This is a genomic window from Aminivibrio pyruvatiphilus, from assembly GCF_004366815.1.
GTDB classification, from domain to species: Bacteria; Synergistota; Synergistia; order Synergistales; family Aminobacteriaceae; genus Aminivibrio; species Aminivibrio pyruvatiphilus.
Genome location: NZ_SORI01000010.1, coordinates 95448 through 110321, shown reverse-complemented (window position 1 = coordinate 110321; position 14874 = coordinate 95448). Strand labels below are relative to the sequence as shown.

Genomic DNA, 14874 nt, shown 5'->3' with positions numbered 1-14874 from the left:
AAGACCTGAAAAACCTGAAAAAGGGTAAGAAAGAAAGGAAACGGGGAAACGAAAACAGTTCATTTCCCCGTCCGGGGAGTTATCCCTTTACTTGAGGGAACGAACCTGCGGATTTAGGTTCGGGAAAGAAGATTGCGTTTTCTCCGGCGGTGTGATATATTCATTCAGCTTTATTACAATCAGTGCAAAGCAGAGGGGCCACCCTCTCACCGGACGGCGAAACATGCTTTTCGGTATCGGAGAATCTCTCGCACTTTATCGAGGGGCCGGTGGCTTCACCGGCCCCTCTTCATATTTCACACGGAGGTGAAAGGCTATAGTAACAAGAAAAGAAGACGGAGATCCCAGAGTCAACCGCGAAATCACATCCCGTGAAGTGCTCCTCATCGACGAAAACGGCGTCAAGCTGGGGGTAATACCCACAGCAGAGGGAATTCGGCTGGCGGAGGAACGGCAGCTCGACCTTGTCGAAGTGGCTCCTCAGGCCACCCCTCCCGTTTGCAGGATACTGGACTACGGGAAGTATCGCTACCAGCTCCAGAAAAAGGAGAAGGACGCGAGAAAGAAACAGAAGGTCCAGGCCCTCAAAGAAATGAAGATGCGCCCGAAAATCGACGAGCACGACTATGATTTCAAGGTCCGGGCAATCAAGGGCTTCCTCGAGGACGGCCACAGGGTCAAGGTCTCGGTGTTCTTCCGGGGCCGTGAAATGTCCTTTCTCAATAAAGGCGAGGAAGTGCTCGCCCGGGTGATCGCCGACTGCGACGGCCTCGGCAAAAGCGAGGGAAACCCCCGCATGGAGGGCCGGTATATGAGGATCATGCTTACCCCCCTTCCTCCCGGCCAGGGAAAGATGGCTCCGAAGCCCGAAAAAAAGAGCGAGGCGGCAGGGGCGACTGAAAAAAAGAATAATGGAAAGCCGAAGGAGACGGCACCTGTCTCCGCGGAGAAAACGGCAGAGTAATTCCGTGACCCCATAAAATGCGCACCGCTTTTCCGCCTGCCGTGCACAGCGGCGGGCTTTTATCTTGACTCAATATCCGGGGAAGGAGGAACACATCATGCCCAAGCTTAAATCCCATTCGGGAGCAAAAAAAAGATTCTCGTTCACGGGAACGGGAAAACTCTCCTACCGCAAGGCGGGAAGGGGACACCTGCTCACCTGCAAGAGCCCTTCGAGACTCAGAAAGCTCCGCAAGACCGGCTACGTTGATGATACGCAGATGGAGTACATGAGAAAGCTGCTTCCGTACAGCTGAGGAACAATACCGTTTAACAGTCAATTTTCATGAAAGAGGTGACGTGCGATGCCCCGCGTCAAAGGTGGTAGCGCTAGCGATAGAAAAAGAAAGAAACTGTTTTCCATCACCAAGGGTTACTGGGGTCGGAAAAAGAATGTTTACAGAAGGGCCAGGGAGGCCTACCTCCATTCCCTTTCCAGAGCCTATGCCGACCGGAAGAAAAAGAAGAGAGATTTCCGGCGGCTGTGGATCACCCGTATCAACGCCGCTTCCCGGGCACAGGGACTGTCCTACAGTGTCCTGATGAACGGGCTGAAGAAGGCGGGAATCTCCATCAACCGGAAGATGCTTTCCGAGCTGGCCATCAACGACATGCCCGCCTTCATCAAGCTCTCCGAGCAGGCACGGAGTGCCCTGGGCAGATAGCCGCCGTCCGCGGCCCCGGCCCGGCAAGAGTGAAGACCTACAGCTCGCTCCGGATTGAAAAGACCATTACCCTGGGGTTCCTGTCGCTGATCGCGGCGGGAACCCTGCTTCTATGGACTCTCAACTCCGGGCATGAAAAGCCTCTTTCTCTTCTCGACGCTCTCTTCACCAGCACATCGGCAGTGTGCGTGACGGGGCTTGTTGTGGTGGACACGGGCAGGGACCTCGCTCCCGCTTCCCAATGGGTTGTCATTGTCCTTATCCAGCTCGGCGGTCTCGGGGTCATGACGGCAGCAACCGCCATCATGGTGCTGCTCGGAAGGCGGGTGGGCATACGGCAGCGGCTTCTCTTTACCGGAGGCTTCGGAGTTGAGACCCCCTCAGGAGCCGTAAAACTGCTCTACAGGATGCTTGGATTCACCTTCATTATGGAGATTGCCGCCTCAATTCCACTGTTCATAGTATTTCTCAGGTCTTTTTCTCCAGGGGAAGCTCTTTTTGATGCCGTCTTCCATTCTGTGAGCGCCTTCTGCAACGCAGGTTTTTCTACCCTGCGGGGTGGGCTGGAGGGGTATTCGGGCCAGTTCCTCCTTCCCGGGGTGATTATGATTCTCATCGTGACGGGAGGTCTCGGCTTTCTGGTCATCGGCGACCTCTTCGTCCGGCTGCGGGAGCGGTCCCACCTGTCGGCCCATTCCATTCTTGTTCTCAGGACAACCGCCGTCTTGGTCGCAGGGGGGGCAGTGCTCCTTCTGGCTTCAGACTCGGCCCGGGGGCTCTCCGGCCATCCTCTTCCTCTGAAGATCTGGAACGCTCTTTTCCAGAGCGTTACGGCACGGACGGCTGGTTTCAACACGATTCCCATACCGTCCTTCTCATCGCTCGGGGTTTTTGTTCTCTGTATTCTCGTGGTCATCGGTGCGTCCCCGGGGTCCACCGGAGGGGGGATCAAGACCACCACGGCGGGACTGCTTTTTTATTCCTCCCTTTCCGAGATACGGGGAAAGAGCATGGCCATAGGAAACAGAAAGATTTCCGACGGCAACGTCAGGCGGGCTCTTGCCGTTGCTGTGCTGTATATTCTGACCGTTCTTCTCGGCATTATCCTTCTGTGTCTTTTTGAACCCTTTCCTTTCGGTACCCTGGCTTTCGAAGCGGTTTCAGCCATGGGGACCGTGGGACTTTCACTGGGTGTCACGCCCTCTCTTTCAGCACCGGGAAAGGTGATCATCATCCTGTTGATGTTCTGGGGTCGGGTTGGTATTCTTACATTCATGTACGGGATGATCTCCCGGGACAGGGAGGCGTCGAAAATCACCTTCGCCGAAACGAACATCCCCGTAGGTTAACAGGGAGGCGGGCCATGGACAGCAAACAGACCATCCTTGTAGTCGGACTCGGGCGCTTCGGCGTCTCCGTCTGCGAAAAACTGGCACAACTCGGCCAGCATGTAATCGCCGTGGACATAGACAAGCAAAGGGTCGAGGAAGTGGCGGAGGTTGTGGAGTACTGTGCCCAGCTCGATGCTACAGATGAAGACCTCCTTCTGAAGGTAGGTGCGAAAGAGGCGGATATCGCCGTGGTGGCTATCGGAAACAGCGTTGAGGCAAGCATTCTTGCCACGGCCATCCTGAAGGGGCTGAACATCCCAAAGGTCATTGCGAGGGCACAGACCGCCATTCACGGAAGGATTCTTTCACGGGTGGGAGCCCACAAGGTGATCTTCCCGGAAAGGGACGCAGGCAAAAATATAGCGGAAACACTGGTCAACCCGTGGCTTTCAGCCTTTTCCGCCATCCCGGGCGGAGGAGTTCTCGTCGGCGAGATTGAAGCATCGCCCGGGATGGTGGGGAAATCGCTGATGGAACTCGAATTTCGGAAGACGTATAATGGCATCGTCCTCCTTTTCGACCGGAAGGGAAGCCGCTTCCTGCCCCGGCCGGACAGCGTCATCCAGGAAGGGGACAGGCTTCTTGTCGCCGGAACGGACGAGGATATCGCAAAAATGATAGAGAAAAAGGACAAGGAGGAAAACGGCAAGTGACATCAATCCCCAGCGAACTGCATACAATAGAGCAAGACTTCGCCGGACAGCTTTCCCGGGCGGCCACGTCCGAAGAGCTGCAGCAGGTGAAGGTGGCCTTTCTCGGAAAAAAGGGAATCCTGACCTCCTTCCTTAAAAAGCTCGGATCGCTCCCCCCCGAGGAGCGTCCTGCCGCCGGAGAGGCGGTAAACTCCCTCCGGGACCTCATGGAAGCCCGCCTTGCCGAAGGAAAAAAGGCCATCGAAGAGGCCGAGTCGGCTGAAGAAGAGCGGCGGAACCGCATCGACGTCACACTCCCTGCCCGGGGCAGGGAATGGGGCGGCATCCATCCCGTGGCCCAGCTCACCCAGGATGTGGTGGAAATCCTCGCGGGGCTGGGATTTTCCGTGGCCCTCGGCCCTGAGATAGAAGATGACTTCCATAACTTTGAAGCCCTCAACATTCCGGCTTCCCATCCTGCAAGGGATATGCAGGACACCTTCTATTTCCCCGACGGGAAGCTGCTCAGGACCCACACCTCACCCGTGCAGGTCCGATCCATGCTGAAATACGGAGCCCCCATACGGATTGTCTGTCCCGGTAAAGTGTACCGCAGGGACAGTGATCCTACCCATTCCCCCATGTTCAACCAGCTCGAAGGCCTCCTGGTGGAGAAGGACATCTCCGTGGCCGACATGAAAGGATGCCTGGAAGCGCTTATGGCCGCCATCTTTGCCCGTCCCCTGAAGGCCCGGTACAGGGCGAGCTATTTCCCCTTCACAGAACCCTCCCTGGAGCTGGACATCGAGTGCGTGGAATGCTCGGGCAAGAACCCCTCCTGCCGGATCTGCAAGGGGACGGGGTGGCTTGAAGTGGCGGGGCTCGGCATGGTGCACCCCAACGTGCTCCGGTACGGGGGAATCGACCCTGACGTCTACAACGGCTTTGCGTGGGGCATCGGCCTCGACCGCATCGCCATGCTGAAATACAGGCTCACCGACCTGCGCGTCCTCTTTGAAGGCAACGTGCCCTATCTTCTCTCGGGGAGGACCCTCTCATGCTGATTTCCTGGAACATGCTCAATGAAACGCTCTCCATTCCCGCCACCCTGGAAGAAGTGGCCGAACGGCTTACCCTCACCGGGTGCGAGGTGGAATCGGTGGAAAGGCCCTGCGCCCTGGTCAAGGATGTCCAGGTTGCCGAGATAGAAAGCCTCACCAGCCATCCTGAAAAGGAAAACCTGTTCGTCGCCGTGGTGCGGGACGGCAACGGTACCGCCGTTGTGGTCACCGCCGCTCCCAACCTTTCGCAAGGCGACAGGGTGCCCTACGGGCGGCCCGGATCCGTCCTGGCCGACGGAACGGTTCTCGGCACCAGGGAATTCGGCAGCGTCATCAGTGAGGGAATGCTGCTCTCTGCCGCAGAACTGGGCGTTCCGGAAGCCGCGGACGAATTCGGCATCCTCCGCCTTCCCGGAGACTCTCCCGTGGGCGGCGACGTGGTGAAGCTGTTCGGCCTGGACGACGCTGTCCTCGATCTTTCCATCACGCCGAACCGGGGTGATCTCCTGAGCCTCCTCGGTGTGGCCCGGGAAGTATACGCCCTGTTCCCCGGGGCGGAGTGGAAGAAAAACCCTGCGGACATCGCCCCTCCGGAGAAGACCGCAGACTGGCCTGTGCCCTTTGAAGGCATCTCTCTTCAGGACGACGGATGCAGCAAATATTGCCTCGGCCTGGCGACGGGGCTGAGGCCCGTTCCGTCTCCCCTGAAGACCCGGATTGCACTGACATTCCTCGGAATGCGGCCCATCAGCGGCATGGTGGATGCCACCAACATCGCCATGCTGACCCTCGGACAGCCGACCCACGCCTTCGATGCCGGACGGCTTGCCGCCCCGGAAATCACGGTACGTCCGGCGAAACCGGGAGAAGTGATCACTACACTGGACGGAAAACGGCATTCCCTCGAAAATACAGATCTCCTCATAACCAGCGCCGGAGAAGCCATAGGCCTCGCGGGAGTCATGGGCGGAGAAAACAGCGATATCCTGCCGGAAACCAGGACCGTGTTCATTGAATCGGCAACGTTCGATGCCATCCGTGTCAGCAGGACGTCCCGGCGGCTCGGCATCAACTCGGAAGCTGCTTTCCGCTATGCCAGGACGGTGGACTCGAACCTGTCGGAGGCGGCCCTGAACTTTATCGCGTCTCTTCTGAAAGAGTGGGGGGCTGCGGAAACGAGCTACGTTTTCAAGGCGGCCGTCTCCATGGAGCCTGCCCGGAGGGAAGTTGCCCTGACGGAAAAGAACCTCCGGAAAATCCTTCTTACCGGCGACATGGACGGCGCCTCGGCAATCCTCGAAAGGCTCGGACTGCGGCAGGTTGCCTCGGAAGAGGGAAAGCGCGTCTTTTCAGTCCCCTCATGGCGTCCCGACATCACCATTGAAGAAGACCTGATCGAAGAGGTGGGAAGAATCCGGGGCTACAACGAAACCCTGGCTCCCCGGCTTCCCCAGGCGCTTTACGGCCGGGGGGACATCGGCGAGGTCACCAGGGTAAAGGGCGGCATACGGAACATCCTTCTCTCCAGGGGCTATGTGGAGCTTGTGAACTACAGCTTCCTTGCCCCGTCCTTCGTAGAGCTTCTCAGGCTTCCTCCCGAAGACAGGAGGGCCCGCCCCCTGGAACTGGCGAACCCCCTGAGCGCGGAACAGTCCAAGATGAGGACCACCCTTCTGCCCGGACTGATCCGGAGCGTGGAGCAGACCGTCCAGGCGGGATGGAAGGCACCCGTGAGAGTCTTTGAGCTCGGCAGGGTATTTCTCCCCCTCGACGGAGGCGGACACGAAGAAGTGGAGCGCATCTCGGGCCTCGTTTACGGAGGCAGGGATCCCCGCCTTCCCTTCGGTCCCGCCGGAGCCGATGATCTCTTCTCCATGAAAGGGGATATTCTCGCCATCGCTGAAAGCAGGGGCGTTTCCCTCGGGTTTGTCCAGGGTGAGGAGCCCTTCGGGCATCGGGGGCAGACCGCCGTCATCATGCGGGAGGACCGTCCTGCGGGATATCTCCTGCGGCTGAAGCCGGCCATCGAGAAGGACATCGAGTGTTCTCCGCTCTATGCCTTCGAGCTCGACCTGGAACCCCTGGTAAAGGAGTCTCTCCCGGTTTTCAGGGAAAACTCCCAATTCCCGCCGGTGTATAGGGACATTTCCCTGCTCGTACCGTTGAACAGCCCCATGGAGGAAGTCACGGCGGGAATCCGGAGCGAAGGGGGCGAGCTGCTCAGGAGGATACGCCTCTTCGATATCTATTCCGGAAAGGGAATACCCGACGGATACCGGAGCCTCGCTTTCTCTCTCGCCTACCAGCGGAACGACAAGACCCTCACCGATGGGGAAGTCGATGCGGTGCATGCCGGTGTCAGGGCGAAAATGGAAGCCAGGGGTTATATTCTTCGATAGGAGGAACTTTTCATGGTCACGATCAGTCATATTGAACAACTTGCCGACAAGCTCGTGGAGGTGGTCGCGTCCCTGAGGAACGAGAGAGACCAGCTTCGCGTCCAGTTCAACGAAATGAAGAACAAGCTTGCAGAAAAGGAACTGGAGTGCATCCGCATATCGAAGGAGAGCCAGCGCAACCTTGAGATCATGGAGCGGGAAAAACTCGCTTTCCAGCGGGAAAAGAGCCAGATCGAAGGGCAGATGAAAGCCCTGTACGAAAAGCTCAGTTCACTCATGCCCGAGGCGAAGCAGCCCCAGGCAATCGGCCAGGATGCCAGAGGTGAAAGGAGACCCTAGGAGTGAACGCCTCCCTTCGTGAAGTGAACATCAGGATAGGGAAAAAATCATACTTTTTGAAAACCACTCTCGACGACGAAAGCATCAAGGGTATATCGGACCTGTCTGCAGAAATTACCAGGGAGTTCGAAGGTTCTCTCGACCAGGAGAGCCTTCTGCTCCTTTCCTGTCTGCAGCTCGCGTGGCTGCTGGAGAAACTCGGAAGAAAACTCGAACGATCACTTGAAGATATTCGGGAAAAGGAGGGGCTATGACTTTTTCGTCCATTTTTGACATTGCCATTGCCCTGATTGTGGCATCCTTTGCTGTCAGGGGCCTGTTTCGCGGATTGTCAGGGGAAATTTTTTCCCTTCTCGGCACGGTGGGAGGCGTCATTGTGGCCTGGAAATATTCCGGAGTGCCTGCGGCATGGATCCTTTCCATGTTTCCGGAGGCCAATCCTTCCATGGTGTCCGTGGGCTTCATGGTGGCCATATACATTGGGGTCGTCGTTCTAGCCGCCTCCATCTGCCGTATCGTCAAGGCCTTCCTCAGGTTTGCGTCTCTCACGTTCGCCGACAGGTTTTTCGGCGGCGCCGCCGGAATCCTCAAAGGTGCCGTTCTCATCCTGTTCCTGTACGTGGGCATCACCACCTATTCGCCTTTCTTCCCCACGGAATGGATGGGGGCGAGCTACGTCATGCGCGGCGCCGACGCCGCATGGCCGGGCATACAGGACTTTCTCCGGAAGCACGATCTCTTCCCGGAGAATTTTACCCTGCCGGACCTGAATCTCCCCGGGCTCTTCCCGGGAAAAGCCGGGGGCGGCAATGGAGGTTAGGGAAGACATTCTCAGAATCCTCGAAATACCGAAGATTCTTGCCGAGTTCGCCTCCTGTGTCAGAGGCGAACTCGGCTTGTCGGCCATAGAAAAACTGAGGCCGCGGGGGGATGCCAAAGCCCTGGTGGAGAGAGTGGCCCTTTTCAAAAGCTATACGTCCTGCAGGGACACCTTCGGCGAGTGGCCGTGGAACTCCTCCGGATGCGTCTCCGCCATGCTGTCGGAGGCACGGAGGTCCGGCATGCTCACCGGCGAAGAGCTGGCTTCCGTCGCCCGGTTTCTCTCCCTTGCGAAGCTGACCAGGGAACACCTGGCGAAGCACAGGGACGCCTATCCTCACTTCGACAGCCTCAGCCGGCAGATACGGGATTTTTCTGAAGAGTCGGATGCCCTTGGTGTGCTGGACGACAAGGGAAACCTCTATGATTCCGCGTCCCCGGAGCTCGCAGAGATTCGCCGTGAGCTTGAGATCCTTCGCCGGCAGATACGCCGGTCGGCCCAGAACATTCTCGACAACCCTTCTCTTGCCCATATGCTGCAGGAAAGAGTGACGGCCTTCAGAAACGGCCATTTTGTTTTTCTCGTCCGGCAGGAGTTCGTCAACCGTTTCCCCGGAACGGTGGTGGACAGGTCGGGGTCCGGCAGCTCCGTCTACATGGAACCCTCTGCCCTTGTCCCCCTGAACAACAGGCTTGCCATGAAAATACGGGATGAAAAGGAGGAAGAGCGGGCCATCTTCCGGAGGCTCACACAGGTGATCCTTGCCCGGGAACGGCCTCTTTCCGAATGTGAGACCGTCCTCTCGGACCTCGACCTTATTTACGCCGCGGCGGAGGTCATGGCAAAAAAACGGTGGAAACTTCCCCAGTACGCCGAAAAGACCATGTTCGTCCTCCAGGAAGCCCGGCATCCCCTTCTCGGTGAGTCTGCCGTACCCGTGACCATCAGGTGCGGGGACCGATTCCGGAGTCTCGTCATAACGGGCCCGAATACAGGCGGAAAGACGGTTGTCCTGAAGACGGCCGGAGTGTGCATCTACCTTGCCTGGTGCGGCCTGCCCATACCGGCGGGAGAGGATTCCGTGGTGGGCAATATCGGGTCCATTTTCGCCGACATCGGCGACGAGCAGAGCATCGAGCAGAATCTTTCCACCTTCAGCGCCCACGTGAAAAACATCATCTCCATTCTCGAGCAGGCGGACCGCACGTCCCTGGTTCTCCTGGACGAGCTTGGAGCCGGTACTGACCCCCAGGAGGGGGCAGCCCTGGGCATCGCCATCCTGGATACCCTTACCAGGGAAAAGGGACTCACCCTGGCCACGACCCACCACAATCCGGTGAAGCAGTACGCCCTTACCGCACCGGGAGTGGAAACGGCCAGCATGGAATTCGACATTGAATCCCTTTCTCCAACCTACAGAATGCTTCTCGGGGTTCCGGGAAAGAGCAACGCCCTTCTTATCGCCGGGAGGTACGGTCTTCCGGAAAAAGTGCTCGAAAAGGCCCGAAATGTCCTCAGCGAAAGGGAGGCCCCCGTGGAAGACCTGATAGGGGAGCTCAACGAGAGGAAAGCCTGGCTCGACAGGGCGGAGGGAGAGATAGCGGCGTTGCGGAAAAGCCTTAAGGAAGAAAAAGAGAAATACGACGACGGGGTGAGAGAAATCGAATTCCGCAGGGACAGGATTCTCTCCGAGGCGGAGCGGAAGGCTGCCTCCATCCTGGAAAAGGCGGAGGAATCCAGCAAAAAGCTGCTGAAGGAGCTTGAAGACTCCGCAAAATCGGCAGTCCACCGCCAGATCCGAGATACGAGCGAAAAAGTCCGTTCCGAGAGAAAACACCTGGAGCAGAACCAGGAAAAAAGGCTTCTCAGCAGCGGCATTGGCACCAGGGGAGAGTTTTCTCCTTCCGTTGGAATGGCTGTCCAGGTCGCGGGGACGGAAATCGTCGGGACCATCGAGTCCCTCAGGGGAAACCGGGCCCTTCTCAGGGCCGGTGTCATGAAGATGGAAGTGGATGTCAAAAAGCTTGTTCCCACAAAAAAGAAACCCAAGGGAGCCGTCACGCCGCCCGAATCTTTTTCCATGTCTCCGGACCGGGTTCCGCCTTCGGTCATGGTCAGGGGAATGAACGTGGATGAGGCTCTCCCCGTTGTCGAGCGCTATCTCGACCAGGCCATGCGGATGGGATACGACCAGGTTACAGTTATTCACGGGCGGGGGGAAGGCATCCTCAGGCGGGAGGTTCACTCCCTCTGTGCCTCCCTGAAGTACGTGGCGTCCTATCGCCTCGGAGGTCCCTCGGAAGGCGGCTTCGGCGTCACAGTGGTGGAGTTCCGGAAATAAGCCCGGACTTCCGTGGAACTCTCCCTCCCGGATAACGGAAAAAGGAGTTGGAAAGAGTGGCGGCAGGCAGACTGGTATGTTACTGCTTCGGGTATTCCCGGGAAGATATTGAGAAAGAGTATTTTTCCACCGGGGGTTCCGCCATCCTCGAAAAAATCCTCTCGGCGAAAAAGAGCGGAACCTGCGAATGCGGGGTCAAAAATCCTGCGGGCACCTGATGTGTCGGCGATGTCCGCAGGGTGCTGGACGAACTCGAAACGAAACGCAGACCATGACTTTTCGCCTTGAGTATCCGGATTGACCGTGCGCCGGCCTCAACGGCTCTATTGAAAGACAATTCTCCTTGCCTTGACGGTTCCTCCGTTCGAGGGTAGAATAATCTTCGCCTTTCGGGGCACCAAATGCGCCTGTAGCTCAGCGGATAGAGTATCGGCCTCCGGAGCCGAGGGTCTGGCGTTCGAATCGCCACAGGCGCGCCATAGAAAAATCGAAAGCCGGGATTAATCCCGGCTTTGTGCTGTTTTTACATCGGCAGGAAAGGAGCTGTGATCGTGAGTTTCAGGGCGACCATTCTGGATGTTCTTGCATCGGAAGAAAAAAAGAAAAAATTCACCCTTCTTCTCTCCGGCGGAGAGCTTCATCCCTCCGGCGGAGGGCAGCCCGGAGACTCTGGAGTTCTCTGGGCGGAGAATTTCCGGTTCCGCATCGACGACACGGAAAAAAAGGATGGAGGAGTGGCTGTCTCGGGAAAGGCTGAAATGGGTTTCCCTGTCCCAGGACTGGAAGTGGAAGGAGAGGCCGACCTGGAGCGGCACCGTCTCCTCTCGAGAATGCACACGGGGGAGCATATACTTTCAAGGGCTCTCGAGAAAGCACATCCGGGGCTCCGGGTTTTCAAGGTTGCCGTGGACAGCGCCGAAACGTCGGTGTACCTGGCCTGGGACGGGGACTTGGGCTGGGATATGCTCTTCGAGGCGGAAAAGGAAGGCAACCGGATCGTTGCGGAAAATCGTCCCGTTGAAACAGTCATGCTTTCGAAGGAGGAGGCAGAGCGCCTTCCCGGAATCAAGGGCAACTGGGGCAGGATCGCCGACGAAACCATCAGGGTGGTCCGCATTCCCGGGTATGACACCATCGCCTGTTCGGGGAGCCATGCTTCGTCCACCGGTGAGGTAGGAAACCTCTTCATAACGGCTTTCCGGGGAACCGCGCCGGACTGGGAATTCAAGTTTTCAGTGGACGGGGTGGCACTCCGCCAGGAGTACAGCGAAGCGGCCCGCAGGCTTGTCAGGGGAATAGGCTGCAGGCTTCCCCAGCTTGGCCAGGTTGTCATCGGGCTCCAGGAGGAAAACGGGGCCCTGAAGAAGATGATGGAGAGAGCCTCCCAATATATCTCCCTTCCCGCGGAAGACTGCACGGCCGGAGGACTGCCGGTCTCCGCCGCGGTTCTGCCCGGCTTTTCGAGGGAACTCGCAGCCCCTGCGGCCAGGAAATGGTCCGATGCCCATCCCGGTAGTGTCCTGCTCCTGCTTCTTCCAGACCCGGAAAAGAATGAGGGGGCTTTCCTCCTCTACAGGGGAAAAGAAGTTTCCGTGGATTTTTCCGCCTTTCTGAAGGAAAGCCCCGCTCTCGCCGCCAGGGGCGGGGGGCGGAGCGACTGGCTCAACGGCCTTTCTCCCGTCATGGCTGCTGAGCCCTGGCTGGAAGCGATAAAAGTATATGCAGAAAAAAAGCGGCCCTGACGGGCCGCTTTTTCATGGCTCGGGAAGGGTTATTTCACCGCCGGAACGGTCATTCCTTTTTCTGAGTAAAATTTGGCCGCTCCCGGGTGGACAGAAACGGATACTCCGTCGAGGGCGGTTTCCAGGGTGATGAGTGTCGCTTTCGGGTGAACCCTGTGAAGATCTGCAATGTTTTCCCATAGGGCCTTTGTGAACCTGTAGACCACCTCGTCGGGAAGTCCTGCTTCGCATATGAGCATGGCCATAACCGCGGGGGTCACTACGTCGCGGTCTACTCCTCTGTAGGTTCCCGCGGGAATGACGTCCTTGATGAAGTAGGGATATTCCGCCGTGAGCCTCGACATGAAGTCGTCATTGAAGCTTACAAGATCGATATCGTGGGTGGCGGCAAGGTCGATAACAGACGATGTGGGGTATCCTGCGACGACGAAGCCCACATCGAGCTGGCCGTCCTTGAAGCGCTGGGTGGTGTTGTTGAAGTCGAGAAAGTCGGCGCTCATGTCGGCGTAGCGCAGTTCCGCAAGTTTCAGGATGGCGGACACGTCACCGAGGACTCCCGAGCCGGGGGCGCCTACGGACACCCTCTTGTCCCTTATGTCCATGATGTCGTTTACGCCGCTTCCTTTCAGGGTGATGCAGTGGACATGCTCCGGGTAGAGAGACGCCACGACGCGTAGGTTGTCGTACCTTTCCTTAAAGGGAGCCATTCCCTTCGACGCCCAGTAGGCGATGTCGTTTTGGGCGAAAGCCATCTCGATCTGGCGGGTTCCGACGAGGTTGATATTCGCCGCGGAAGCGTTGCCCGTCTCGGAGGTAACCTGGAAATCGGGCACGTTTCTGCTGATGATTTCCGCGATGCCTCCTCCGAGAGGATAATAGGTCCCCCCCGTGCTTCCGGTGGCGATGGAAAGGAACGTCCTGGCGGAAGCCGGCACGGAGAGGAACGAAATAATCACAACGACAGTGAAGACCGCGGAAAGCAGTTTCTTCATCTGGAAAACTCCCCCTAGCGAAAAATAGTAAGAAATACAATAGTTCCTTCACGGAAACGGCTTCTGAATCGCCATCCCGAGGGAACGTTCTTCCCGCCGGATCCGCCCCTTGGAAATCAGAAAAACATAAGCCTTCCGGCCTGCGGCGGCATACACCCGGAAACTGATGCAGCATGTTCAGATCCTCTCTGATCGTTCCTGCTCTTGTCATTTCCGCCTAAGTATAGACCGGAACATGCCCGGGGACAAGGAATCTATCCTGCTTTTCAGCAATTCTTCTTACCCGGTTCCCTCCGCCGCCGGACAAAAACGGCCCGGGAAGTGACTCTTTTCTCTAATTCCTTTATAATGCGTATTAGAATTCACCAGAGAGGAGCTGCATGTTCGTGATCTGGAAGAAGATTTTCAACGCCCCTCAGGAGGAGCTGGAGGAGGAACCTGTGAAAATGGAAGCGGAATCTGTGTGTCCGGAAGAAGTGAATCACCGGCCTTCCCAGCAGTCCCACGGCAGGGAAAAGGAACCGCTGTCGCTGGATATCAACTCCAGGGGAGGGGAGAGGGATCAGTCGGGCATTGACCTGAACCTCAGGATTCGGATCGACGATGAAAGCCAGGTTGGAAGGGCGGCCCTTCTTCTGGCGGCCACGACGAGCAACGAGACAGAGTGCGTTTTCAAGAAAGAGCTGTCGTCCATCGGCTGGAGATCGGTCGCCACGGAAGTGGGAGGGCTTGCGGGAGATCTTCCGCAGAAAATTACCAGGGCCCTTGTCGGGGCTTCGCTCAACGCCGGGGTGGTGGAGAAAAAGCGGAACGAAATGCATGCTCTCATGCACGCTGCCCTGGAGGCCCTTGACGGCTTCCTTGTGGTGGGAATGCTCGAGGCGAGCGTCGGCGCGAAAATCGCCATCGTCAGGAACAGCAAGTGGATTTCCGTGGCCGTCATGGGAGACACAGCCTACCACGCCGTGGCCCATCACGAACGGTGCGGCCTCGGGGTCATGCATATCTGACGGAAAGCCCTTTCCGGCGATCCTTCCTCATAAACGGAAGAAAAATGACTCTTGCACGGGGAAGCGTCCTGTGATAGAGTTTCTGTTTGTTTAGTGACAATTTACGGGTCACGATTTTCTTCGGAGGTGTCTCATAGATGAAAAAGGATATCCACCCTCGCTACGAGAAATGCACGGTGACGTGCGCCTGCGGCAATACGTTCGAAACCCGCTCCACCGACAAGGAGCTGCGGGTCGGTGTCTGTTCCTCGTGCCATCCTTTCTACACCGGCAAGAAGGGAAGCCGTGTTCTGACCGAGGCGGGACGGCTCGAGAAGTTCCAGAGGAAGTATCAGGGCATCAACTACGGCCAGAGAGAGACTTCCGATCAGTAGGGAAAAGGGGGCTGCGGTCCCCTTTTTTTGAGAGTCCGCTTTCAGCCGGAGCCGCATCACGATGCGACGCTGGCTGTTTTTTCATTTCGGGTCCGCCTTACCGCAG

16 protein-coding genes and 1 tRNA gene are annotated in these 14874 nt (G+C 57.6%); 16 read left to right on the top strand and 1 reads right to left on the bottom strand.

The features are described from left to right. The first annotated feature begins 316 nt into the window (after positions 1–316). The 14 genes from infC (at position 317) to C8D99_RS09015 (ending at position 12392) form a co-directional block, all read left to right on the top strand. A complete protein-coding gene (gene infC / locus C8D99_RS09080; RefSeq protein ID WP_133957817.1) occupies positions 317–964 on the top strand; it encodes a translation initiation factor IF-3 in 648 nt (215 codons plus the stop codon). A 97-nt stretch (positions 965–1061) separates the two neighbouring features. Further along, positions 1062–1259 (top strand): 50S ribosomal protein L35, encoded by a 198-nt coding sequence (gene rpmI, locus C8D99_RS09075; protein WP_133957816.1) that lies wholly within the window; start codon positions 1062–1064, stop codon positions 1257–1259. Between the two features lie 48 nt (positions 1260–1307). Next, a complete protein-coding gene (rplT, locus tag C8D99_RS09070) occupies positions 1308–1667 on the top strand; it encodes a 50S ribosomal protein L20 (RefSeq protein WP_133957815.1) in 360 nt (119 codons plus the stop codon). A gap of 29 nt (positions 1668–1696) precedes the next feature. Further along, entirely contained in the window at positions 1697–3016 is a 1320-nt protein-coding gene (locus C8D99_RS09065) for a TrkH family potassium uptake protein (RefSeq protein WP_133957814.1), read from the top strand. A 14-nt stretch (positions 3017–3030) separates the two neighbouring features. After that, positions 3031–3711 (top strand): potassium channel family protein, encoded by a 681-nt coding sequence (locus C8D99_RS09060; protein ID WP_133957813.1) that lies wholly within the window; start codon positions 3031–3033, stop codon positions 3709–3711. After that, a complete protein-coding gene (gene pheS / locus C8D99_RS09055; RefSeq protein WP_166670100.1) occupies positions 3708–4754 on the top strand; it encodes a phenylalanine--tRNA ligase subunit alpha in 1047 nt (348 codons plus the stop codon). The genes C8D99_RS09060 and pheS overlap by 4 nt, the downstream gene beginning before the upstream one ends. Beyond that, positions 4748–7150 (top strand): phenylalanine--tRNA ligase subunit beta, encoded by a 2403-nt coding sequence (pheT, locus tag C8D99_RS09050; protein ID WP_133957812.1) that lies wholly within the window; start codon positions 4748–4750, stop codon positions 7148–7150. Before pheS ends, pheT begins: the two co-directional genes overlap by 7 nt. A gap of 12 nt (positions 7151–7162) precedes the next feature. Continuing rightward, positions 7163–7489 (top strand): hypothetical protein, encoded by a 327-nt coding sequence (locus tag C8D99_RS09045; RefSeq protein WP_133957811.1) that lies wholly within the window; start codon positions 7163–7165, stop codon positions 7487–7489. A 2-nt stretch (positions 7490–7491) separates the two neighbouring features. After that, a complete protein-coding gene (locus C8D99_RS09040) occupies positions 7492–7743 on the top strand; it encodes a hypothetical protein (RefSeq protein ID WP_133957810.1) in 252 nt (83 codons plus the stop codon). Beyond that, on the top strand, positions 7740–8309 hold the full coding sequence (locus C8D99_RS09035; RefSeq protein WP_133957809.1) for a CvpA family protein: 570 nt from the start codon (positions 7740–7742) through the stop codon (positions 8307–8309). The genes C8D99_RS09040 and C8D99_RS09035 overlap by 4 nt, the downstream gene beginning before the upstream one ends. Then, positions 8299–10650 carry an endonuclease MutS2 gene (locus tag C8D99_RS09030; protein ID WP_133957808.1) on the top strand — a complete coding sequence of 784 codons (2352 nt, stop codon included), beginning with the start codon at positions 8299–8301 and terminating at the stop codon, positions 10648–10650. Before C8D99_RS09035 ends, C8D99_RS09030 begins: the two co-directional genes overlap by 11 nt. Before the next feature lie 56 nt (positions 10651–10706). Then, positions 10707–10868: a bacterioferritin-associated ferredoxin gene (locus C8D99_RS09025; RefSeq protein WP_133957807.1), complete on the top strand. Its 162-nt coding sequence runs from the start codon at positions 10707–10709 to the stop codon at positions 10866–10868. 185 nt (positions 10869–11053) lie between these two features. Further along, positions 11054–11129 (top strand) — tRNA-Arg (locus C8D99_RS09020). Between the two features lie 72 nt (positions 11130–11201). After that, entirely contained in the window at positions 11202–12392 is a 1191-nt protein-coding gene (locus tag C8D99_RS09015) for an alanyl-tRNA editing protein (protein ID WP_133957806.1), read from the top strand. 29 nt (positions 12393–12421) lie between these two features. Here C8D99_RS09015 and C8D99_RS09010 read toward each other — a convergent pair whose 3' ends face one another. Continuing rightward, positions 12422–13384 (bottom strand): TAXI family TRAP transporter solute-binding subunit, encoded by a 963-nt coding sequence (locus tag C8D99_RS09010; RefSeq protein WP_133957805.1) that lies wholly within the window; start codon positions 13382–13384, stop codon positions 12422–12424. 380 nt (positions 13385–13764) lie between these two features. On the opposite strand from C8D99_RS09010, the gene C8D99_RS09005 reads away from it, so the two are divergent. Together C8D99_RS09005 and rpmE are read left to right on the top strand one after the other, a co-directional pair. Beyond that, positions 13765–14394: a HutP family protein gene (locus C8D99_RS09005; protein WP_243833879.1), complete on the top strand. Its 630-nt coding sequence runs from the start codon at positions 13765–13767 to the stop codon at positions 14392–14394. 137 nt (positions 14395–14531) lie between these two features. Next, positions 14532–14768: a 50S ribosomal protein L31 gene (gene rpmE, locus C8D99_RS09000; protein ID WP_133957804.1), complete on the top strand. Its 237-nt coding sequence runs from the start codon at positions 14532–14534 to the stop codon at positions 14766–14768. Positions 14769–14874 lie beyond the last annotated feature (106 nt).

Coding starts and splice junctions, on each gene's coding strand:
- C8D99_RS09035 (WP_133957809.1), top strand. CDS start 7,740: ATGACTTTTTCGTCCATTTTTGACATTGCCATTGCCCTGATTGTGGCA.
- C8D99_RS09060 (WP_133957813.1), top strand. CDS start 3,031: ATGGACAGCAAACAGACCATCCTTGTAGTCGGACTCGGGCGCTTCGGC.
- C8D99_RS09045 (WP_133957811.1), top strand. CDS start 7,163: ATGGTCACGATCAGTCATATTGAACAACTTGCCGACAAGCTCGTGGAG.
- C8D99_RS09010 (WP_133957805.1), bottom strand. CDS start 13,384: ATGAAGAAACTGCTTTCCGCGGTCTTCACTGTCGTTGTGATTATTTCG.
- C8D99_RS09005 (WP_243833879.1), top strand. CDS start 13,765: ATGTTCGTGATCTGGAAGAAGATTTTCAACGCCCCTCAGGAGGAGCTG.
- rpmE (WP_133957804.1), top strand. CDS start 14,532: ATGAAAAAGGATATCCACCCTCGCTACGAGAAATGCACGGTGACGTGC.
- pheT (WP_133957812.1), top strand. CDS start 4,748: ATGCTGATTTCCTGGAACATGCTCAATGAAACGCTCTCCATTCCCGCC.
- rpmI (WP_133957816.1), top strand. CDS start 1,062: ATGCCCAAGCTTAAATCCCATTCGGGAGCAAAAAAAAGATTCTCGTTC.
- rplT (WP_133957815.1), top strand. CDS start 1,308: ATGCCCCGCGTCAAAGGTGGTAGCGCTAGCGATAGAAAAAGAAAGAAA.
- C8D99_RS09030 (WP_133957808.1), top strand. CDS start 8,299: ATGGAGGTTAGGGAAGACATTCTCAGAATCCTCGAAATACCGAAGATT.